Origin of the sequence: Streptococcus ruminantium, assembly GCF_003609975.1 — a bacterium.
GTDB classification, from domain to species: Bacteria; Bacillota; Bacilli; order Lactobacillales; family Streptococcaceae; genus Streptococcus; species Streptococcus ruminantium.
Window position 1 is genome coordinate 123,436 of the sequence record NZ_AP018400.1, and the last position, 19,123, is coordinate 142,558.

General features: G+C 41.9%; 23 protein-coding genes and 1 riboswitch. Of the genes, 20 read left to right on the forward strand and 3 right to left on the reverse strand.

Features of this window, described 5'->3' with window-relative positions:
- Positions 1-115 precede the first annotated feature (115 nt).
- The 11 genes from comGA to SR187_RS00840 all read left to right on the forward strand — a co-directional run bounded on the left by comGA (position 116) and on the right by SR187_RS00840 (position 8,182).
- On the forward strand, positions 116-1,066 hold the full coding sequence (gene comGA, locus SR187_RS00790) for a competence type IV pilus ATPase ComGA (protein WP_120171204.1): 951 nt from the start codon (positions 116-118) through the stop codon (positions 1,064-1,066).
- Complete coding sequence (comGB, locus tag SR187_RS00795) at positions 987-2,018, forward strand: competence type IV pilus assembly protein ComGB (protein WP_120171205.1); 1,032 nt, start codon at positions 987-989, stop codon at positions 2,016-2,018. Before comGA ends, comGB begins: the two co-directional genes overlap by 80 nt.
- Complete coding sequence (comGC, locus tag SR187_RS00800; RefSeq protein WP_024532254.1) at positions 2,015-2,296, forward strand: competence type IV pilus major pilin ComGC; 282 nt, start codon at positions 2,015-2,017, stop codon at positions 2,294-2,296. Before comGB ends, comGC begins: the two co-directional genes overlap by 4 nt.
- Complete coding sequence (gene comGD / locus SR187_RS00805) at positions 2,283-2,696, forward strand: competence type IV pilus minor pilin ComGD (RefSeq protein ID WP_024532253.1); 414 nt, start codon at positions 2,283-2,285, stop codon at positions 2,694-2,696. The genes comGC and comGD overlap by 14 nt, the downstream gene beginning before the upstream one ends.
- Positions 2,668-2,961: a competence type IV pilus minor pilin ComGE gene (gene comGE, locus SR187_RS00810; RefSeq protein WP_120172446.1), complete on the forward strand. Its 294-nt coding sequence runs from the start codon at positions 2,668-2,670 to the stop codon at positions 2,959-2,961. Before comGD ends, comGE begins: the two co-directional genes overlap by 29 nt.
- A complete protein-coding gene (gene comGF, locus SR187_RS00815; protein ID WP_120171206.1) occupies positions 2,948-3,382 on the forward strand; it encodes a competence type IV pilus minor pilin ComGF in 435 nt (144 codons plus the stop codon). Before comGE ends, comGF begins: the two co-directional genes overlap by 14 nt.
- The gene (comGG, locus tag SR187_RS00820; protein ID WP_120171207.1) at positions 3,360-3,773 is read left to right on the forward strand and encodes a competence type IV pilus minor pilin ComGG; all 414 of its coding nucleotides are present in this window, start codon (positions 3,360-3,362) and stop codon (positions 3,771-3,773) included. Before comGF ends, comGG begins: the two co-directional genes overlap by 23 nt.
- A 4-nt stretch (positions 3,774-3,777) precedes the next feature.
- Positions 3,778-4,731, forward strand: coding sequence for a class I SAM-dependent methyltransferase (locus tag SR187_RS00825; protein ID WP_120171208.1), 954 nt, complete (start codon positions 3,778-3,780; stop codon positions 4,729-4,731).
- Between the two features lie 49 nt (positions 4,732-4,780).
- Positions 4,781-5,968, forward strand: coding sequence for an acetate kinase (locus tag SR187_RS00830; protein WP_120171209.1), 1,188 nt, complete (start codon positions 4,781-4,783; stop codon positions 5,966-5,968).
- A gap of 173 nt (positions 5,969-6,141) precedes the next feature.
- Positions 6,142-6,232, forward strand: a riboswitch (THF riboswitch).
- Positions 6,233-6,272: 40 nt separating this feature from the next.
- Positions 6,273-6,827: a folate family ECF transporter S component gene (locus SR187_RS00835; RefSeq protein ID WP_120171210.1), complete on the forward strand. Its 555-nt coding sequence runs from the start codon at positions 6,273-6,275 to the stop codon at positions 6,825-6,827.
- 98 nt (positions 6,828-6,925) lie between these two features.
- Positions 6,926-8,182, forward strand: a complete 1,257-nt coding sequence (locus SR187_RS00840) for a bifunctional folylpolyglutamate synthase/dihydrofolate synthase (RefSeq protein ID WP_120171211.1) — start codon at positions 6,926-6,928, stop codon at positions 8,180-8,182.
- Positions 8,183-8,495: 313 nt separating this feature from the next.
- Here SR187_RS00840 and pepA read toward each other — a convergent pair whose 3' ends face one another.
- A complete protein-coding gene (pepA, locus tag SR187_RS00845; RefSeq protein ID WP_120171212.1) occupies positions 8,496-9,557 on the reverse strand; it encodes a glutamyl aminopeptidase in 1,062 nt (353 codons plus the stop codon).
- Between the two features lie 238 nt (positions 9,558-9,795).
- On the opposite strand from pepA, the gene SR187_RS00850 reads away from it, so the two are divergent.
- The 3 genes from SR187_RS00850 to ytpR all read left to right on the forward strand — a co-directional run bounded on the left by SR187_RS00850 (position 9,796) and on the right by ytpR (position 11,096).
- Positions 9,796-10,080, forward strand: a complete 285-nt coding sequence (locus tag SR187_RS00850) for a DUF4651 domain-containing protein (RefSeq protein WP_120171213.1) — start codon at positions 9,796-9,798, stop codon at positions 10,078-10,080.
- Positions 10,077-10,397: a thioredoxin family protein gene (locus SR187_RS00855; protein WP_024532243.1), complete on the forward strand. Its 321-nt coding sequence runs from the start codon at positions 10,077-10,079 to the stop codon at positions 10,395-10,397. Before SR187_RS00850 ends, SR187_RS00855 begins: the two co-directional genes overlap by 4 nt.
- Positions 10,398-10,472: 75 nt before the next feature.
- Positions 10,473-11,096 (forward strand): YtpR family tRNA-binding protein, encoded by a 624-nt coding sequence (ytpR, locus tag SR187_RS00860; RefSeq protein ID WP_120171214.1) that lies wholly within the window; start codon positions 10,473-10,475, stop codon positions 11,094-11,096.
- 34 nt (positions 11,097-11,130) lie between these two features.
- Here ytpR and SR187_RS00865 read toward each other — a convergent pair whose 3' ends face one another.
- Positions 11,131-11,910 carry a DUF2785 domain-containing protein gene (locus SR187_RS00865; protein WP_120171215.1) on the reverse strand — a complete coding sequence of 260 codons (780 nt, stop codon included), beginning with the start codon at positions 11,908-11,910 and terminating at the stop codon, positions 11,131-11,133.
- Between the two features lie 64 nt (positions 11,911-11,974).
- Here SR187_RS00865 and SR187_RS00870 point away from each other — a divergent pair, with 64 nt between their 5' ends.
- Positions 11,975-12,370: a single-stranded DNA-binding protein gene (locus SR187_RS00870; protein WP_120171216.1), complete on the forward strand. Its 396-nt coding sequence runs from the start codon at positions 11,975-11,977 to the stop codon at positions 12,368-12,370.
- Positions 12,371-12,453: 83 nt separating this feature from the next.
- Here SR187_RS00870 and SR187_RS00875 read toward each other — a convergent pair whose 3' ends face one another.
- Positions 12,454-12,705, reverse strand: a complete 252-nt coding sequence (locus SR187_RS00875) for a hypothetical protein (protein ID WP_120171217.1) — start codon at positions 12,703-12,705, stop codon at positions 12,454-12,456.
- A 210-nt stretch (positions 12,706-12,915) separates the two neighbouring features.
- Between SR187_RS00875 and groES the strand changes: the two genes are divergently transcribed.
- The 5 genes from groES to fusA all read left to right on the forward strand — a co-directional run bounded on the left by groES (position 12,916) and on the right by fusA (position 18,692).
- On the forward strand, positions 12,916-13,197 hold the full coding sequence (groES, locus tag SR187_RS00880; RefSeq protein ID WP_024532238.1) for a co-chaperone GroES: 282 nt from the start codon (positions 12,916-12,918) through the stop codon (positions 13,195-13,197).
- Between the two features lie 108 nt (positions 13,198-13,305).
- Positions 13,306-14,928: a chaperonin GroEL gene (gene groL / locus SR187_RS00885; protein WP_024532237.1), complete on the forward strand. Its 1,623-nt coding sequence runs from the start codon at positions 13,306-13,308 to the stop codon at positions 14,926-14,928.
- Between the two features lie 270 nt (positions 14,929-15,198).
- Positions 15,199-15,612 (forward strand): 30S ribosomal protein S12, encoded by a 414-nt coding sequence (rpsL, locus tag SR187_RS00890; RefSeq protein WP_002940030.1) that lies wholly within the window; start codon positions 15,199-15,201, stop codon positions 15,610-15,612.
- 16 nt (positions 15,613-15,628) lie between these two features.
- The gene (gene rpsG, locus SR187_RS00895; protein WP_024532236.1) at positions 15,629-16,099 is read left to right on the forward strand and encodes a 30S ribosomal protein S7; all 471 of its coding nucleotides are present in this window, start codon (positions 15,629-15,631) and stop codon (positions 16,097-16,099) included.
- Between the two features lie 511 nt (positions 16,100-16,610).
- On the forward strand, positions 16,611-18,692 hold the full coding sequence (gene fusA / locus SR187_RS00905) for an elongation factor G (protein WP_024532235.1): 2,082 nt from the start codon (positions 16,611-16,613) through the stop codon (positions 18,690-18,692).
- The last annotated feature ends 431 nt before the right edge of the window (positions 18,693-19,123 follow it).

Consider the following 19,123-nt stretch of genomic DNA (forward strand, 5'->3'; position numbering starts at 1 on the left):
TCTTGTCAACTGTCTTATTTCCAAGTATTACTATTGGTTTTTTTATTTTCATTGAGTATAACAAAATTTTTCCAAAAAACAAGCTATTTTGCGAATAAAAAGGTAAGGAGGTATTATGATTCAAGAAAAAGCAAGACAGATGGTGGAACAAGCAGTGCTTGCTAGGGTTAGCGACCTTTATTTGGTTCCGCGAGGGGAGTCCTATCAGCTCTATCATCGGATTATGGATGAACGAGTATTTTTGCAGGAATTGAATGAAGAAGAAGTGACAGCCATCATCAGTCATTTCAAGTTTTTGGCTGGTTTGAATGTCGGTGAAAAGCGTCGCAGTCAGCAAGGTTCTTGTGATTATAATTATGGTTCAGGGCAGATCTCCCTCCGCTTGTCCACTGTTGGTGATTACCGAGGTAAGGAGAGTTTGGTGATTCGATTGCTGTACGATAATGATAAGGAACTCAAGTTTTGGTTTGAGGCAGCAGAGCGGATTGCTAGGGAAATCAAGGGGCGAGGACTCTACCTTTTTTCGGGTCCGGTCGGCTCTGGCAAAACCACGCTTATGTACCATCTTGCTAGGTTGAAATTTCCAGATAAACAGATTTTAACGATTGAAGATCCGGTAGAAATCAAACAGGAAGATATGCTCCAACTTCAGCTCAATGAAGCGATTGGGGCAACGTATGACAATCTGATTAAGCTGTCTCTTCGTCATCGGCCGGATTTACTGATTATTGGGGAAATACGAGATGCAGAAACAGCAAGGGCAGTCATTCGTGCTAGTCTGACAGGTGCAACAGTTTTTTCTACTGTCCATGCTCGCAGTATTTCAGGGGTCTATGCTCGGATGCTAGAGCTGGGTGTCAGTACAGAGGAGTTAAATAATGCCCTTCAAGGAATTGCTTATCAACGTTTGATTGGGGGAGGGGGTGTTGTAGATTTTGCTAAAGAAAACTTCCAAAACCATTCTGCTGACCAGTGGAACCAACAGATTGATAGCCTTTTTGCAGCAGGATATATCAGTCATAGGCAGGCAGAGACAGAAAAGATTGTCTTTGGATCACCAGCGTAAGGTGATTGAATTATTTAACAATCTCTTTGCAAGTGGTTTTCATTTGGGAGAAATTGTGGATTTTCTCAGGCGCAGTCAGCTCCTAGCGGACCGTTACACACAGGTTTTATCAGATGGACTGTTGGCTGGTAAACCATTTTCTAGCCTTCTAGCGGATCTTCGTTTTTCGGATGCTGTTGTCACTCAGGTTTCTCTTGCAGAAGTTCATGGTAATACTAGTTTGAGTCTGTTCCACATCCAGTCCTATCTGGAAAATGTCAGTAAAATCCGTAAAAAATTGATCGAGGTTGCCACTTATCCAGTCATTTTACTGGCTTTTCTTCTCCTGATTGTAGTAGGCTTGAAAAACTATCTCTTGCCGCAATTGGAAGAAGAAAACATAGCAACGGTGTTGATTAACCACTTACCAGCTATTTTTTTATCCGTAGTTTTCTTATTATCGGTAGGAGTTTTAGCAGGTCTTACTTGCTATCGCAAAGCGAGCAAAATCAAGGTCTTTTCACGCTTGGTTGCTTTGCCATTTTTGGGAAAAGTTATCCAAACCTATCTAACAGCGTATTATGCTAGGGAGTGGGGAAGTCTAATCGGTCAGGGCTTAGAAATGCCACAGATTGTGGAGTTGATGCAGACACAGCGGTCGCAATTATTCAGAGAGATTGGAGAAGATTTAGAATCAGCTCTTTCAAATGGTCAGAGCTTCCATTATCATATTCAGTCCTATCCATTTTTCAAGCGAGAGTTGAGTTTGATTATTGAGTATGGACAAGTCAAATCCAAACTGGGAAGCGAGTTAGCATTGTATGCAGCGGAGTGTTGGGAAGAATTTTTCTCCCGAGTCAATAGGGCCATGCAGTTGATTCAACCGCTAGTCTTTCTCTTTGTAGCCTTGATGGTCGTTCTTATCTACGCAGCCATGTTGCTGCCTATTTATCAGAATATGGAGTTAAAATGAAAAAAATCATCGAAATGAAGAATAAAGCCTTTACACTGGTAGAGATGTTAGTTGTTCTTTTAATTATTAGTGTTCTCTTGTTGCTTTTTGTGCCGAATTTGAGTAAGCACAGCGAAACTGTCCAGAAGAAAGGAAATGAAGCGGTTGTTAAAATTGTAGAAAGTCAGCAAGAACTCTATCAATTGGAACACGGTCATCAACCTTCAGCAGAAGAGTTAAAAAATAAAGGATACATCACGGAAAAACAGCTAGAGCAATATCAGAATGCGAAGAAATAAGCATAGTTTGCCTGCCTTTACCCTTTTAGAAAGTCTTCTGGCTTTATTTGTAGTCAGTCTTCTAACCCTCATCCTGTCTGGAACCGTTCAAAGAACCTTTCAAGTCGTGCAAGAACAAGTTTTTCTTTGGGAATTTGAGGCTCTTTATAAGGACAGTCAACAGTTGGCCGCAAATTTTCAGCAAGAACTCACTCTCAAGATAAATGAAGAAAGTCTCACTAATGGCTACCAGACAGTCCGAGTGCCTAGGCAGGTTACCGTTTTAGAGGAGAAGAGCCTTGTGTTTTATAAAAATGGGGGCAACTCCTCTCTGGCTAAAATCCGTTTTCGACTGAAGGGAAAGACAGTGACTTATCAATTATATATGGGGAGTGGTCGTTATAAAAAATCAGAAGAATAAGGCCTATGTTTTGCTAGAAAGTTTGGTAGCATTGGCGGTCTTTGTTGCTATTTGTAGCTTGCTTCTATCAGCTATAACTGCTGGCCGGAGGCGTCAGGCTTGGGAATTAAAACAACAGGAAATTCTCAATCTGGCTCAGATGGCTGTGCAGACCAAGCAACATCATTTGGTACTCAATGGTGTGGAGGTGACTGTACAACGGAGTTCAAATCAATTAGTCGTTTTTCACGAAGGGAAGGAGGTTTTGCACATTGCTAAAAACTAGGGCTCCAGCTTTTACCCTTTTAGAATGTTTAGTGGCTTTGGTCATCCTGTCGGGGAGTCTCTTAGTATTTGAAGGATTAAGCAAATTGATTTCTCATGAAGTTCGTTACCAAAGCAAGGTACTTCAAAAGGATTGGCTCCTTTTCTCGGATCAGCTGCGTGCAGAATGGGCTCAGGCGGCTTTGGTTAGAGTTGAGAATAACAGAATCTACATCAATAAGGAAGGTCAAGGCCTTGCCTTTGGAAAATCACGTTCGGATGATTTTCGGAAGACGAATGAGAAGGGGCAAGGGTATCAGCCTATGTTATACGGTCTTCAAGCGACGGAAATTGTTCAAGAGGGAAGACTAGTTAGAATGGATTTTACCTTTACAAATGGAGAGGAGCGAACTTTTATCTATGCTTTTGAAAAAACAGGTTAAGGCAGGTATTTTACTCTATGCCCTGTTGATGCTGGCAATCTTTAGCTTCATTCTTCAGTTTTATCTCAATCGCCAGATAGCAGAAAGTCAGCTAGTACAAGTATCTAGGCAGCAAGCTACAGCTTATATCATGGCTCGATGGACCTTGGAGGATATGTTGGCAGATCAAGAGACAAGAGTACAAGAAAAAGAAGAGGGAGTATCTACTCAGAAATTACAAGCTGAACACCTCAATCCACTCAGCGAAGGACGAAATTTTTATTCGACAGGTGAGGTTGCTTACAGACGAGAAAATCAGTCTGTAAAGCTTGTTGTTCGGTTAAGTGATGGTAAAAGCTTTAGCTATCAGTTTCCAATCCCTAGTCAAAATGAGGGATTTTTGATAAGATAAGGGTATGAATTTTGAAAAGATTGAACAGGTCTATGACCTGCTATTAGAAAATGTACAGACCATCCAAAATCAGTTGGGTACGAATATTTATGATGCCATGATTGAGCAGAATGCAGCCTACGTAGCTGGCCAGCATGAGATTGATTTGATTGCAAGGAACAACCAGACTATGAAAGGTTTAGACTTGACTAAGGAAGAATGGCGTCGTTCCTATCAATTTCTCTTAATCAAGGCCAATCAGACGGAACCTCTTCAGTATAATCATCAATTTACACCAGATTCAATAGGCTTTATCTTGTCATTTTTAGTGGATCAGCTTATTTCAACTCCACGAGTGACAATCTTAGAAATCGGATCAGGGACAGGAAATTTAGCCCAGACTATTCTCAATGCTAGCCAGAAAAAACTAGATTATCTTGGTATTGAAGTGGATGACCTTTTGATCGACTTATCAGCCGGTATCGCAGATGTCATGGAGGCAGAAATTAGCTTTGCTCAAGGTGATGCAGTGCGTCCGCAGATTTTGAAGGAAAGCCAAGTCATTTTAAGTGATTTGCCGATTGGCTACTATCCAGATGACCAGATTGCTAGTCGCTATCAGGTAGCCAGTCAGACGGAGCATACCTACGCTCACCATTTGCTCATGGAACAATCTCTCAAGTATCTTGAGAAAGATGGATTTGCCATTCTCTTGGCTCCCAATGACCTTTTGACTAGTCCACAAAGCGACCTATTGAAAATCTGGCTACAGGAGCAGGCCAATATTGTAGCTATGATTGCTCTTCCGCCAACCTTATTTGGAAAAGCTGCCATGGCTAAGTCTATTTTTATTCTACAAAAACAAACAGCTAGAGCACTGACTCCCTTTGTTTACCCTTTGCAAAGTCTCCAAGACCCGGAGACAGTTCAACAGTTTATGATCAATTTTAAAAATTGGAAGCAAGAAAATGCAATTTGAGTGAAAATTTGATATACTAGTTGGGAAAACGCTTTAAAAGAGGTAAGTTATGTCAAAAACAATCGCTATTAACGCAGGTAGTTCTAGTTTGAAATGGCAACTCTATCAAATGCCAGAAGAAACCGTATTAGCAGCAGGAATCATTGAGCGTATCGGCTTGAAGGATTCCATCTCGACAGTCAAGTATGACGGGAAAAAAGAGAGCGAAGTTCTAGATATTCCTAATCACACAGTAGCTGTCAAGATTCTTCTGCAAGATTTGCTCAAGCACAATATTATTGCTGCTTATGAAGAAATCACTGGTATAGGTCACCGTGTGGTTGCTGGCGGAGAAATTTTCAAAGAATCAACAGTCATTGGTCAAAAAGAGATTCAGCAAATTGAGGAATTGAGTGCCTTGGCACCTCTTCATAATCCAGCTCACGTAGCAGCGATGCGTGCGTTTGAAGAAGTATTGCCAGAAGTTGTGAATGTTGCTGTCTTTGATACAGCCTTTCATACTACCATGCCAAGACATGCCTATCTCTATCCAATTCCGCAAAAGTACTATACTGACCACAAAGTTCGTAAATATGGTGCTCACGGGACTAGCCACTTTTATGTGGCTCATGAAGCCGCAAAAGTACTAGGGCGTCCAATTGATGAATTGAAGCTGATTACCGCTCATATCGGAAATGGAGTATCTATTACCGCTAATTACCATGGACAGTCAGTGGATACGTCAATGGGGTTCACACCGCTTGCTGGTCCAATGATGGGAACCCGTTCAGGTGATATTGACCCTGCAATCATTCCTTATTTGATTGCGAATGTCGAGGAATTAAAAGATGCAGCAGATGTAGTCAACATGCTCAATAAACAATCTGGTCTACTTGGTGTATCTGGTTACTCAAGTGATATGCGAGATATTGAGTCTGGTTTGCAAGATAAAAATCCAGATGCAGTTTTAGCCTATAACATCTTTATTGACCGTATCAAGAAATTTATCGGCCAATACCTAGCAGTTCTCAATGGTGCAGATGCGATTGTCTTTACCGCAGGGATGGGTGAGAATGCGCCGCTCATGCGTAACGATGTAGTTGAAGGTTTATCTTGGTTTGGCATCAAGTTGGATCCAGCTAAAAATGTATTTGGTAGCTATGGCGATATTTCAACACCAGAATCAAAAGTTCGTGTTTTGGTTATCCCAACAGATGAAGAGTTGGTTATCGCGCGAGAAGTTGAACGTTTGAAATAACAGATGAACTGGCAGGCAGAGGCTTGTCAGTTTTTCTTATTCATCACTAGGACGGATGTCGATATAACCTAGAGTCGGGCGAGGTGAGAGCTATACTGTAGCGTCGTTCAATAAACCATAGAAACTGGTAAAAATCTAGGCAATGTGGTAGAATAGACGGGCAAAGGAATTTGCACAGAGTAGGTGGTTTGCGTTAAGTGTGTGTGGATGGGATGTTGCCACACAACGAAGCGATAAGCGCGGTAAACCATTGCATCCGCTGTCGAAAACGACAGCTCCGTTTTAAAAAGGAGCGTTTGATTTTATGGGAAAGAAAATTCCACAGATGACTGTGCAGCTCATTGCTGCCATTGCCATTTCATTGACTATGGTCATGGTCATTGAAAACTATTTCTCTATTCGTTTATCCGAAATACTGCAGATCCAGTTCACTTTTATTCCAAAGACGATTTTGGGAGCTGTTGCGGGTCCGGTTTGGGCTGCGATTGCAGCCGGGATTTCAGATCCTGTGGTGGCCTTGATGGGTGGGCAGCCGTTTATTTTTACATGGATTTTTATAGAAGCCGTTTCAGCCTTCATCTATGGTTGGTTCTATTATCAAAAACCTTTAGATGTGCAGAACAAGCAAGATTGGTTCTATGTGGCAGGAGTTGTCTTTCTCATCCAACTGGTTATCTCATTTGTATTAACACCTCTTGCCTTACACATTCACTATGGAACACCATGGATTGCTCTATATAGTATTCGCTTGGTCAAGGCAGTTTTCGAAATTCCTTTTAGAATTTTAGTGACCATGTTGATATTACCTGCCTTACAACGGATTCCAGACTTTCGGAAGTTGATGGGGCTGAAAAAATAATAAACAAAAGCAACAATCATCCCTTGTTGCTTCTTTTTGTAGAACAGAATGGCTTATTTATCAGTTGATTCTCATTAAAGATAGTAAGAAAGGAATTTATGAATTATCAAGAAACCATGCAGTGGCTGGCAAGTCGTCCTGCTTCAGATTTAGAGAATGGAGTAGCACGTGTGCAATGGCTTTTGGAGCGATGGGGGCATCCTCAATTACAGTTGCCAACGGTTCATTTTGTAGGGACGAATGGTAAGGGGTCCACCTTAAACGCCTTACAGTCCATTCTTCAATCGTCAGGCTACAGCGTTGGGCGCTTTACCTCGCCGTCTATTATTGATTTTAGGGAACAAATCGTCTTTCAAAATGAGATGATTTCAGAAGAAGATTTTGCCAGCATTGTGACGGATTTGCTCCCATCTATTGAAGAGTTGGATAAGGCTGACAGATTGGGTACTATTTCTGAGTTTGAGATTGTGGTGGTTGCTATGTTTGTCTATTTTGCTGATTATCGGCGACCAGATATTCTCTTGGTTGAAGCTGGTATGGGTGGCTTACTTGATGCAACCAATGTTCTTTCGCCTCTAGTAGTGGTTTGTCCCTCAATTGGATTGGACCATCAGGCTTTCCTTGGGGATACCCATGCAGACATTGCCAGACATAAGGTGGCTGTTCTGCGTGAGGGAGTTCCACTTGTCTATGCGACAGACCAGCCAGAAGTAGCTCACATTTTTGAAGAGCAGGCTTGCAGATTACAAAGTCGGACGTACGCTTTAGAGCGAGATATTCTTTTGGAAAGTAGCGATGCCGATTTTGCAGTATCTACTTTACTTGGTAGGGTAGACGGCTTAACCTTGCAGATGCAGGGACAGCATCAAAAGGCCAATGCAGCTCTGGCAGTGACAGCAGCCCAACTATTGAAAACTGAATTCCCAGTTATTACGAATGATACCATCCGCCAAGGTTTATCCCAAGCCATTTGGCCGGGACGTTTAGAGATGATCCTGCCTAATCTGATGATTGATGGTGCCCATAATAATGAGAGTATAGCCGTTCTCCGACAGTTGATAGTAGATAGGTATGTAGACCGCGATTGTGAGATTCTATTTGCGGCGATCAACACTAAACCCATAGATCAAATGATACAGATCTTGGAGCAGGTTGGTTCTGTCACTGTTACTAGTTTTGACGATAATAGGGCAGTAAGATTAGCTGATTACCCAGCGGACTGTGCACGTGTTGAAACCTATCAGGAGTGGCTTGCACAGCTAGATTTGAAAAATCCAGACAAGCTTTATATCATCACAGGTTCGCTTTACTTTATAACCCATGTTCGGAAGTATATCTTGGAACATATTTTATGACATTGCTACTTTATTGCTTAGATACCTAAAAAACTTCATTTTCTGAACGTAGCATCAAATAATGAGCTTATCCTCCTTAGCTTCGATTTTTCCTATTCCAAGCGATACACGAACCAAGCTGTTTTGGAGAAATTGAGCGAATCTATCGGAGCAGCTCGACTGATATTATTCGGCTCATAAAATTAACTAAAATAGTTAAGTCTTGTTTCAGAAACGAAACAAAAAGAACACAGAAATACCGCATTCTTGAATCGTACCAAGTCACTATTTCTGTGTTTTTATTAGTTGTTTCTTTTAGCTCAGGCTTTGAGGGTTAATAATTTTTAATCAGGTCAACAGTTGAACGGTCTAATTTTTTAACTAGAGCCTGCAAGAAAGCTTGTGCTTCTAAAAAATCATCCATGCTGTAGAGTGTTTGGTGTGAGTGGATGTAACGCGCGCAGACACCGATAGTGGTTGATGGGACTCCTTGGTTTTTTAAATGAGCAGCTCCAGCGTCTGTACCACCTTTGCCACAATAGTATTGAAATTTAACACCTGCTTCTTCGGCAGTCGTCAGGAGGAAGTCTTTCATATTTTTTAGAAGGATATGACCAGGATCGTAGAATCGAAGGAGAGTTCCGTCACCGACTTTGCCTTGGTCACCGTAAATATCTCCAGCAGGGGAACAGTCAACAGCTAGGAAAATATCAGGATTGAATTTGGTTGTAGAAGCATGAGCACCACGCAATCCAACTTCTTCTTGTACATTGGCTCCTGCAATCAGTTGGTTAGGAAGAACTTGTCCGGATAGATGTTCTAATAATTCGGTCACCATAAGGACACCAAAGCGGTTGTCCCAAGCCTTAGAGATGACATTTTTTCCGTTGGCGGTGAGGATTGTCTCATTTTTAGGGACCAATACATCTCCGGGACGTATACCAAAAGTCCATGCTTCATCATAATTGGCAAATCCAGCATCGAAAATGATGTCCGCGATAGCAGGCAAACCAGGTGTATTGCCACCACGGGAAAGATGGGGAGGTACTGAGCCCGAAATTGCAGGAATCGTACGTCCATCTTGCAAATGGAGAGTAAAGGCTTGACTAGATACGACCAGCGGATTCCAGCCACCTAACTCTACCACACGGAATGTACCATCAGGTTTGATCTGGCTAATCATAAAGCCTACTTCATCCATATGAGCGGCTACTAAAATACGTGGTGCATGTTCAACGCTTGCTTTTCGAATGCCGAAGATTCCACCTAGACCATCGGTTTCGATATGGTCTACATGCGGCGTAATTTTCTGACGAATGTGGTTGCGGACCTCACTTTCAAAGCCAGGTAGACTTTGCAATTCGGTTACTTCCTTGATTTTTTCAAATAGGGTCATTTGTTTTGCCTCCATGACATTGTTACTACTATTTTATCATGAAGTGGCTAAGCTTGTCCCAAAGAACTAGGAAATTTTATTTTGTGATAGGTAGATTCTGTTGATGAGGATATAGTTTTATATATTATAAACATCCTCAAAATAATGAAGAAACGCTTTATTTTCTGTTATCTCAGCTATTACAGACTCCAATGATATTTTCAGGAAAATTCTTAGAAATTGTGATAAAATAGTCCGTATGAAAAAGAAAAAAACAGCCTTACTAGCAGGCTTATTGGGGGTAGGTGTGCTCACCGCTAGTGCTCAATTTTACCGTAAAATCCAAGAGGAACGTAAAAAAGCACAGGCCTTGCAAGAGGTGCGTGAATTTTTCGCTGATTTAGGAGAGATAGCAACAGTTTACGTGGATGAAACAGCTTCAACGCAGGATGTCCTGATTGGCGGGGTTGTGATGGAAGCGGGTCAGATATTTTTGTTTGAAAATGTCCGAGGTTCGATTCGTTATGAGGAGGAGAAGAGATGATTTTTCCAACGACTATTGAAGAAGTCGCTCAACTGATTGAAGATGGCAAGCCAACGGTTTTCCTATTTGTAACAACTTGGTGTGGGGATTGTCACTATATTAAACCACATTTGCCAGCCATTGAAGCAGAATTTCCTGATTTGACTTTTGTTCAATTAGATCGGGATGATTTTATGTCTTTAGCACAGCAATGGGCGATTTTAGGGATTCCGAGCTTAGTCGTTCTGAAAAACGGTCAAGAAATTGGTCGTTTTGTAGATAAAAATCGCAAGACCAAAGAAGAAATTATCAACTTTTTAACTGGATTGGATATGTAGTCTTTCGGTATGATTTAGGTAACGAAAACTTGACCTTATAGTTGGTATTTGTTGAGAAGAGATTAAGGAGAAAAAATGATTTTTACATACAATAGAGAACATGTCGGCGATGTTCTCATGGTTATCGTGATGGAAAACAAGGGGCAAGCAGTTGCTTTTGAGCGTAAGGGAAAAGTGGCGCGTGTATTCCTGGCAGAGACAGGTCAGACAGTAGCTTGGAATATCTTTGAAGTGTCAAAATTAGTGGAACTTGCTGGTAAGGGTCAGGTGTTTTTGACAGATGAGCAAGTGGCTGTTTTGAATGCAGAATTATCCAAAGAAGGTTTTGCAGAAAGCTTGGTCAATGACAACAGTCCGAAATTTGTTGTCGGTCAGATTGCGGAATTGGTTCCTCATCCAGACAGCGACCACCTCAATATCTGTCAGGTCAATGTCGGTGACAAAACGGTGCAAATCGTAGCTGGTGCGCCAAATGCTGCACAAGGATTGAAAACTATTGTGGCTCTTCCGGGGGCAATGATGCCGAGCGGTAGCCTAATCTTCCCAGGAAAATTGCGCGGTGAAGATAGTTTTGGTATGATGTGCAGTCCACGTGAATTGCCTCTACCAAACGCACCACAAGTCCGTGGTATTATCGAATTAGACGACTCCGCAGTGGTCGGAGAGGCCTTTGATCCAGTTAAACACTGGAAGGGATAGAAAAAGAAGAATTGGTCGATTTTGGCCAATTCTTTTATGTTGGTTCAATTTTTCCTTCAATAGCCTGTTCGATTTCTTCGGTCAATGCTTGATGTGACCTAAGTTGGAAGTAAAGACTAGACAGAAAATGTTGGAGATTGAGCCACCGGAAGTAGTCTACTGGTTCTTGATTTGGAAAGTCCAGCTTGCTAATCCATTCCGTCAGCTCTTGGCTGGACACTTTTTCATTCAGCAGGAGGTAGACAGGGATTTGTGCCAGACGGATTTCCTCGCCAGCTGAGAAAACTTTACTTTGTTTAGTTAGACAAGTGACAATAGTTTGCCAGACTTCTTTGTTTTTTTCAGCGGGAAATTGATCATGACAGCTTGCAGCCAGAAGAAAATCTGCTCCGTGGGCAGCAGTGTGGATCCAACCGAGTTTTTCATCATAGCCAGACCAATCATTCTCAATCGCCAAATAATCCAAGGCCTGCTGGAAGAGTAGCTCGCGGTCGTTAGTGCTTAAAAATGCATGATAAATAGACTCTGGCTCATTATCGACAGACAGCAACAGAGAGTAAAGTAAGCAAATAAAACTTCGTTTTTGTGTGGAGCCTTCCAGGGAAAATGGCTTGGTTTCTTGAGAGAATTGCAGTAGCGACTGTGCTTGTTCTCTTGTAATCAAGCCCTCCAAAAAGATATGGCAAAAACTAGCATAGACCAGTTCGTCGCGTATAGTAGGGTCTGGATGGCCGATGTTTTCTAACAGCCAGATTAGTTCCTGATTGGTATACGATTGGGTGGATTGTAGCTTTGAGATAAGGATGTTTTTCATAAATTTTCTCCTTTTTCATCATTTTACCATCATTCCTACGAATAGATAAGTAGGAGGATAAAAAATGTATAATAAAACTATTGTGATTGGTCGCTTGACGGCTCAACCTGAATTGACCCAGACATCCACCGGGAAAAAACTGACCCGTGTAACGATTGCAGTCAACAGACGTTTCAAGACGGAGAATGGTGAACGTGAGGCGGATTTCCTCAATGTGATTTTCTGGGGGAAATTGGCGGAAACGCTTGTTTCCTACGGAAGTAAAGGAAGTCTGATTTCTATTGATGGAGAATTGCGAACTCGAAAATACGAAAAAGACGGAAGCAACCACTATGTGACCGAAATCTTGGGTCAGACCTTCCAACTGTTAGAAAGCCGAGCTCAACGTGCCATGCGTGAAAATAATGTAGGTGATGATCTTGCAGATCTAGTTTTAGAAGAGGAAGAATTACCATTCTAAGGCAGAGTTAGTCGATCAATGGAAAAGACGGATAATGCACGGTAGTTCAATTGTTGAAACGTCAGTTTGACTGGCGTTTTTTGCTATCTTTGTTTCCGATTGTTCAACCATTCTAACACGATGACAACAAGAGATACGATAAAGACTCCGTAGAAGAAAAAGACAGCATAGTGTGGATATGTAAAGAGAAGTAACCAGATGGACCAAAGAAAATAGGCAAATGCTATCTTCCCCCAGAAACCTAGCTTGCGCTTTAAAAACCATTCTGCAAAATCTTCATGAAGGGAGAAGCGACTTTTATAGTAATCGTTCTTCAAATCTCGAAGGAATTTCATCTTTGAATCTCCTTATTGCTTTACTGTTATGAACAGTATAGCATACATACATTAGCCAATAATAATATGCTGCTCTGTTTTCTCAGACCTGAGATGGATTTTGTAAAAACTTGGTAGAATTGTCTTGACTATTTTTGACCGAGTGATACAATAAGAATTGTAATTAGCACTCATCGTTAAAGAGTGCTAAAGTTAGAAGGAGGATCAACTATGTTGAAACCATTGGGCGATCGTATCGTCGTAAAATTTGAAGAAAAAGAACAAACAGTTGGCGGTTTTGTCCTAGCTGGAGCTAGCCAAGAAAAAACGAGGGAAGCAAGTGTGCTTGCAGTTGGAAAAGGGATTCACACCTTTAATGGTGACCTAGTAGCACCAGAAGTAGCAGTTGGTGACAAGGTTTTGGTTGATGCTCATGCTGGGCTTGAGGTTAAAGACGGTGATCAAACTGTCCATATTGTCCGTGAATCAGATATTTTAGCAATTATCGGATAAGAGAACATAGTAGAAAGGATTTAATCCGTCTGGAAAGCTACGAGAATGAGGTGATTTGCTTTGTAATTCCCATCACTTCTTGCTTTCTGACGGAATTGGTAGCATAAAATGGCAAAAGAAATTAAATTTGCAGCAGACGCTCGTGAGAGCATGGTTCGTGGTGTTGATATTTTGGCGGATACTGTTAAGGTAACCTTGGGACCTAAGGGTCGTAATGTTGTTTTGGAAAAGGCCTATGGCTCTCCTCTCATCACAAATGATGGTGTAACCATTGCTAAGGAAATTGAGTTGGAAGACCATTTTGAAAATATGGGTGCTAAACTGGTGTCTGAAGTGGCTTCAAAAACCAATGATATTGCAGGGGATGGAACAACTACCGCAACACTTTTAACGCAAGCCATTGTTCGTGAAGGGTTGAAAAACGTAACTGCCGGTGCTAACCCAATCGGTATCCGTCGCGGTATCGAAGCAGCGGTCACAACAGCAGTTGAGGCCTTGAAGGCGCAAGCAATTCCAGTTTCAAGCAAAGAAGCTATTGCCCAAGTAGCTGCTGTATCATCTCGTTCTGAAAAAGTCGGTGAATACATCTCTGAAGCCATGGAACGCGTGGGTAAAGACGGTGTAATTACTATTGAAGAATCTCGTGGCATGGAAACAGAGCTGGATGTCGTAGAAGGTATGCAGTTTGACCGTGGTTATCTTTCACAATACATGGTGACAGACAATGAAAAAATGGTGGCAGAACTTGAAAATCCATTTATTTTGATTACAGATAAGAAAATTTCTCATATCCAAGATATATTGCCATTGTTGGAGAGCATTTTGCAGACCAATCGTCCACTTTTGATCATTGCTGACGATGTAGATGGCGAGGCCTTGCCGACCCTTGTTCTCAATAAAATTCGTGGTACTTTTAACGTTGTAGCTGTCAAAGCACCTGGATTTGGCGATCGTCGCAAGGCTATGTTGGAAGACATTGCTATCTTGACGGGTGGAACAGTCATTACTGAGGACCTTGGTTTGGACTTGAAAGATGCGACAATTGAGGCTCTCGGTCAGGCAGCTAAGGTTGTCGTTGATAAAGATGGCACAACTATTGTAGAAGGTGCCGGAAATCCAGAAGCTATCAGCAATCGTGTAGCAGTGATTAAGTCACAAATTGAGGGAACCACTTCTGAGTTTGATCGCGAGAAATTACAAGAACGCCTAGCGAAGTTGTCTGGTGGCGTGGCAGTGATTAAGGTCGGTGCTGCAACAGAAACTGAGCTGAAAGAAATGAAACTTCGTATAGAAGACGCTCTCAATGCAACACGTGCTGCGGTTGAAGAAGGAATTGTTGCCGGTGGTGGTACAGCTCTTGTAAATGTGATCAATAGCGTAGCTCAGCTTGAACTAAAAGGCGATGATGAAACAGGACGAAATATCGTTCTTCGCGCTCTAGAAGAGCCAGTTCGTCAGATTGCTTACAATGCTGGTTATGAAGGCTCTGTTATCATTGATAAGTTGAAAAACTCAGAGTTTGGCACAGGTTTCAACGCAGCGACAGGTGAGTGGGTCAATATGATTGAAGCAGGGATCATTGATCCAGTTAAAGTGACACGTTCAGCCCTTCAAAATGCAGCTTCAGTAGCTAGCTTGATTTTGACAACAGAGGCAGTCGTTGCTAATAAGCCAGAACCAGCAGCCCCAGCTATGCCACAAGGTATGGATGGTATGGGTATGGGCTACTAATGCTCGGCTATACTCGTCATAATTATCGTTTTATTTTTGATTCCCTGATAAAAATATACACGAAAGCACAGTCACAAGGCTGTGTTTTTTTGATAAAATTTGTTTGACAAGACCCACGGGATGTGGTATTATGTTAGACGGTACTTTTTACTTTTGGTCTCTCAAGAGTGTACAGGGACGTGCTGACAAATGTTGCAAAAGTACACACAGATAGAGGTTGTCACCAATGCTCTGTCACCAAAAATAAAAAATATATACAGGAGAATGTAGATGCCTACAATTAACCAGTTGGTACGCAAACCACGTAAGTCTAAAGTAGAAAAATCTAAATCACCAGCTTTGAACGTTGGTTATAACAGCCGTAAAAAAGTTCAAACAAACGTTTCATCACCACAAAAACGTGGCGTTGCAACTCGTGTCGGAACAATGACACCTAAAAAACCTAACTCAGCCCTTCGTAAATTCGCTCGTGTGCGTTTGAGCAACTTGATTGAAGTGACTGCCTACATCCCAGGTATCGGCCACAATTTGCAAGAGCACAGTGTTGTTCTTCTCCGTGGTGGACGTGTAAAGGACCTTCCAGGGGTACGTTACCATATCGTTCGTGGTGCACTTGATACTGCAGGTGTTAACGATCGTAAGCAAGGCCGTTCTAAATACGGTACAAAACGTCCAAAAGGCTAAGAAGGGGGAAATATAAATGAGTCGTAAAAATCAAGCGCCTAAGCGCGAAGTATTGCCAGATCCATTGTATAACTCAAAATTGGTAACTCGTTTGATTAACCGTGTTATGTTGGATGGTAAACGTGGTACAGCTGCATCAATCGTTTATGGTGCTTTCGAGCAAATCAAAGAAGCAACTGGCAACGATGCACTTGAAGTATTTGAAACAGCGATGGAAAACATCATGCCTGTATTGGAAGTACGCGCACGCCGTGTCGGTGGTTCTAACTACCAAGTTCCAGTTGAAGTTCGTCCAGAGCGTCGTACGACACTTGGTCTTCGTTGGTTGGTGACCATTGCACGTAACCGTGGTGAGCATACGATGATTGATCGTCTTGCAAAAGAAATCATGGATGCGGCTAACAACACAGGTGCAGCTGTTAAGAAACGTGAAGATACTCACAAAATGGCAGAAGCAAACCGTGCATTTGCACACTTCCGCTGGTAAGATAGGATGTGAGGACGTTAAGAAAATTCAAGGAAAAATAGGAAATCAGACGATGGACCTTAAGGTCCAAGGAAGATTTACACCTAAAGGTAGCCACACTTGTAATTGGCTAAAGCCAAAACAATTGCGTCTCTTTTTTCCAGAATTTTTAGTCCGAACTCAACTAATTAAGATACGAGGGCGTCAAGCAACTCCTAGCCAAAATAGGGAATCGAAGCAGATTGTTGTGCAATCAATGAGATTCCTCTTTTTGTCAGAGAGTTGTAGCCCGAGTTCAATTAAGATGTGAGAGCGTTAAGAATGTTCAAGGAAAAATAAGAACTAGGCCGGTCCCTAGGAGGAGTGAACTTTTTTCCAGAACTTTTAGCTCGAACTCAATTAGGATAGTGGTTCCACCTCATCCATTTCACACCATTAGTAAGCAATCAAGCGGGTGGGATTTGCCCACTCGCTTTTCTTAAAGTATGGTATAATCAAAATAGAAAACTAAAAATATAGGAGAACAAACCTCATGGCACGCGAATTTTCATTAGAAAAAACTCGTAATATCGGTATCATGGCGCACGTTGACGCAGGTAAAACGACGACAACTGAGCGTATTCTTTACTACACTGGTAAAATCCACAAAATCGGTGAAACTCACGAAGGTGCATCACAAATGGACTGGATGGAGCAAGAGCAAGAACGTGGTATCACAATCACATCTGCTGCGACAACAGCACAATGGAATAACCACCGTGTAAACATCATCGACACACCAGGACACGTGGACTTCACAATTGAAGTACAACGTTCACTTCGCGTTCTTGATGGTGCTGTAACCGTCCTTGACTCACAATCAGGTGTTGAGCCACAAACTGAAACAGTATGGCGTCAGGCGACTGAATACGGTGTTCCACGTATCGTATTTGCTAACAAAATGGATAAAATCGGTGCTGACTTCCTTTACTCAGTATCAACGCTTCATGATCGTTTGCAAGCAAATGCTCATCCAATTCAATTACCAATCGGTTCTGAAGATGAATTCCGTGGTATCATTGACTTGATCAAGATGAAAGCTGAAATCTATACCAATGACCTTGGTACAGACATCCTTGAAGAAGATATTCCGGCTGAATACCTTGAGCAAGCACAAGAATACCGTGAAAAATTGGTTGAAGCAGTAGCTGAAACGGATGAAGACTTGATGATGAAATACCTTGAAGGTGAAGAAATCACTAACGAAGAATTGAAAGCTGGTATCCGTAAAGCGACCATCAACGTTGAATTCTTCCCAGTATTGTGTGGTTCTGCCTTCAAAAACAAAGGTGTTCAATTGATGCTTGATGCGGTTATTGACTACCTTCCAAGCCCAGTTGATATTCCTGCTATCAAGGGTATCAATCCAGACACAGACGCAGAAGAAGAGCGTCCAGCGTCTGACGAAGAGCCATTTGCAGCTCTTGCCTTCAAGATTATGACAGACCCATTCGTAGGTCGTTTGACATTCTTCCGTGTGTACTCAGGTGTCCTCAACAGTGGCTCATACGTGATGAACACTTCTAAAGGTAAACGTGAGCGTATCGGACGTATCCTCCAAATGCACGCAAACAGCCGTCAAGAAATCGAAACGGTTTACTCAGGAGACATCGCAGCTGCGGTTGGTTTGAAAGACACGACAACTGGTGACTCATTGACAGATGAAAAAGCTAAGGTTATCCTTGAGTCCATCAACGTTCCAGAACCAGTTATCCAATTGATGGTTGAGCCTAAGTCTAAGGCAGACCAAGACAAGATGGGTGTTGCCCTTTCTAAATTGGCTGAAGAGGATCCAACATTCCGTGTTGAAACAAACGTTGAAACTGGTGAAACAGTTATCTCTGGTATGGGTGAGTTGCACTTGGATGTCCTTGTTGACCGTATGCGCCGTGAATTTAAGGTTGAAGCAAACGTAGGTGCTCCTCAAGTATCTTACCGTGAAACCTTCCGTGCACAAACTTCTGCTCGTGGTTTCTTCAAACGCCAGTCTGGTGGTAAAGGTCAATTCGGTGATGTTTGGATTGAATTTACTCCAAACGAAGAAGGAAAAGGTTTCGAGTTCGAGAATGCAATCGTCGGCGGTGTGGTTCCACGTGAGTTCATCCCTGCGGTTGAAAAAGGTCTCGTAGAATCTATGGCCAATGGTGTGCTTGCTGGTTATCCAATCGTTGACGTGAAAGCTAAGCTGTACGATGGTTCATACCACGATGTCGACTCATCTGAAACAGCCTTCAAAGTGGCAGCATCTCTTGCCCTTAAAGAAGCTGCTAAGTCAGCTCAACCAACTATCCTTGAGCCAATGATGCTTGTAACCATCACTGCGCCAGAAGATAACCTTGGTGACGTTATGGGTCACGTGACTGCACGTCGTGGTCGTGTTGACGGTATGGAAGCTCGTGGTAATACACAAATCGTTCGTGCTTATGTACCACTTGCTGAAATGTTTGGTTACGCAACAGTTCTTCGTTCGGCTACACAAGGTCGCGGTACTTTCATGATGGTATTTGACCACTACGAAGATGTACCAAAATCTGTACAGGATGAAATTATCAAGAAAAATGGTGGCAATGCTTAATGGCTAGCCCAGGCACCTTCGGGTGCCTTTTTTGTGTTTGCGAATCCTTTTTTAGAAAGAAAATTAAATAGGAAAGTTTTGACCGTGTCTTTATCTGGGGATACGGTCAAATTATTGGAGTAAAAAAAACGATCTTGTCTTGGAACTCACATTGATAAAAGTCTCAAATGAAACTGGTATTGTCGTAGACAACAAGGTAATTCTTTTTTAGGTGGTGGCTTTATGGCACAATAGAGTCTGAGTATTATTAGAAGCTTTGGCATAGAAAGAAAAGCATATCTTGACAAGCATATTGGCTATATTGGGGTGAAAAACGATAAGGAGGACATCTGTAAAATAGTTATTTTCAAAGATTATCATTAGCCTTTCTACATACTATAATTACTCGATATACAGATGAAAATAATTTTTGATTAGATTGTAAATAGATT

What these genes read in the sequence shown, in the direction of transcription:
- comGA (WP_120171204.1), top strand. Translation starts at nt 116, where the DNA reads ATGATTCAAGAAAAAGCAAGACAGATGGTGGAACAAGCAGTGCTTGCT.
- comGC (WP_024532254.1), top strand. Translation starts at nt 2,015, where the DNA reads ATGAAAAAAATCATCGAAATGAAGAATAAAGCCTTTACACTGGTAGAG.
- comGD (WP_024532253.1), top strand. Translation starts at nt 2,283, where the DNA reads ATGCGAAGAAATAAGCATAGTTTGCCTGCCTTTACCCTTTTAGAAAGT.
- comGG (WP_120171207.1), top strand. Translation starts at nt 3,360, where the DNA reads ATGCTTTTGAAAAAACAGGTTAAGGCAGGTATTTTACTCTATGCCCTG.
- SR187_RS00825 (WP_120171208.1), top strand. Translation starts at nt 3,778, where the DNA reads ATGAATTTTGAAAAGATTGAACAGGTCTATGACCTGCTATTAGAAAAT.
- SR187_RS00830 (WP_120171209.1), top strand. Translation starts at nt 4,781, where the DNA reads ATGTCAAAAACAATCGCTATTAACGCAGGTAGTTCTAGTTTGAAATGG.
- SR187_RS00835 (WP_120171210.1), top strand. Translation starts at nt 6,273, where the DNA reads ATGGGAAAGAAAATTCCACAGATGACTGTGCAGCTCATTGCTGCCATT.
- SR187_RS00840 (WP_120171211.1), top strand. Translation starts at nt 6,926, where the DNA reads ATGAATTATCAAGAAACCATGCAGTGGCTGGCAAGTCGTCCTGCTTCA.
- pepA (WP_120171212.1), bottom strand. Translation starts at nt 9,557, where the DNA reads ATGACCCTATTTGAAAAAATCAAGGAAGTAACCGAATTGCAAAGTCTA.
- SR187_RS00850 (WP_120171213.1), top strand. Translation starts at nt 9,796, where the DNA reads ATGAAAAAGAAAAAAACAGCCTTACTAGCAGGCTTATTGGGGGTAGGT.
- SR187_RS00855 (WP_024532243.1), top strand. Translation starts at nt 10,077, where the DNA reads ATGATTTTTCCAACGACTATTGAAGAAGTCGCTCAACTGATTGAAGAT.
- ytpR (WP_120171214.1), top strand. Translation starts at nt 10,473, where the DNA reads ATGATTTTTACATACAATAGAGAACATGTCGGCGATGTTCTCATGGTT.
- SR187_RS00865 (WP_120171215.1), bottom strand. Translation starts at nt 11,910, where the DNA reads ATGAAAAACATCCTTATCTCAAAGCTACAATCCACCCAATCGTATACC.
- SR187_RS00870 (WP_120171216.1), top strand. Translation starts at nt 11,975, where the DNA reads ATGTATAATAAAACTATTGTGATTGGTCGCTTGACGGCTCAACCTGAA.
- SR187_RS00875 (WP_120171217.1), bottom strand. Translation starts at nt 12,705, where the DNA reads ATGAAATTCCTTCGAGATTTGAAGAACGATTACTATAAAAGTCGCTTC.
- groES (WP_024532238.1), top strand. Translation starts at nt 12,916, where the DNA reads ATGTTGAAACCATTGGGCGATCGTATCGTCGTAAAATTTGAAGAAAAA.
- groL (WP_024532237.1), top strand. Translation starts at nt 13,306, where the DNA reads ATGGCAAAAGAAATTAAATTTGCAGCAGACGCTCGTGAGAGCATGGTT.
- rpsL (WP_002940030.1), top strand. Translation starts at nt 15,199, where the DNA reads ATGCCTACAATTAACCAGTTGGTACGCAAACCACGTAAGTCTAAAGTA.
- rpsG (WP_024532236.1), top strand. Translation starts at nt 15,629, where the DNA reads ATGAGTCGTAAAAATCAAGCGCCTAAGCGCGAAGTATTGCCAGATCCA.
- fusA (WP_024532235.1), top strand. Translation starts at nt 16,611, where the DNA reads ATGGCACGCGAATTTTCATTAGAAAAAACTCGTAATATCGGTATCATG.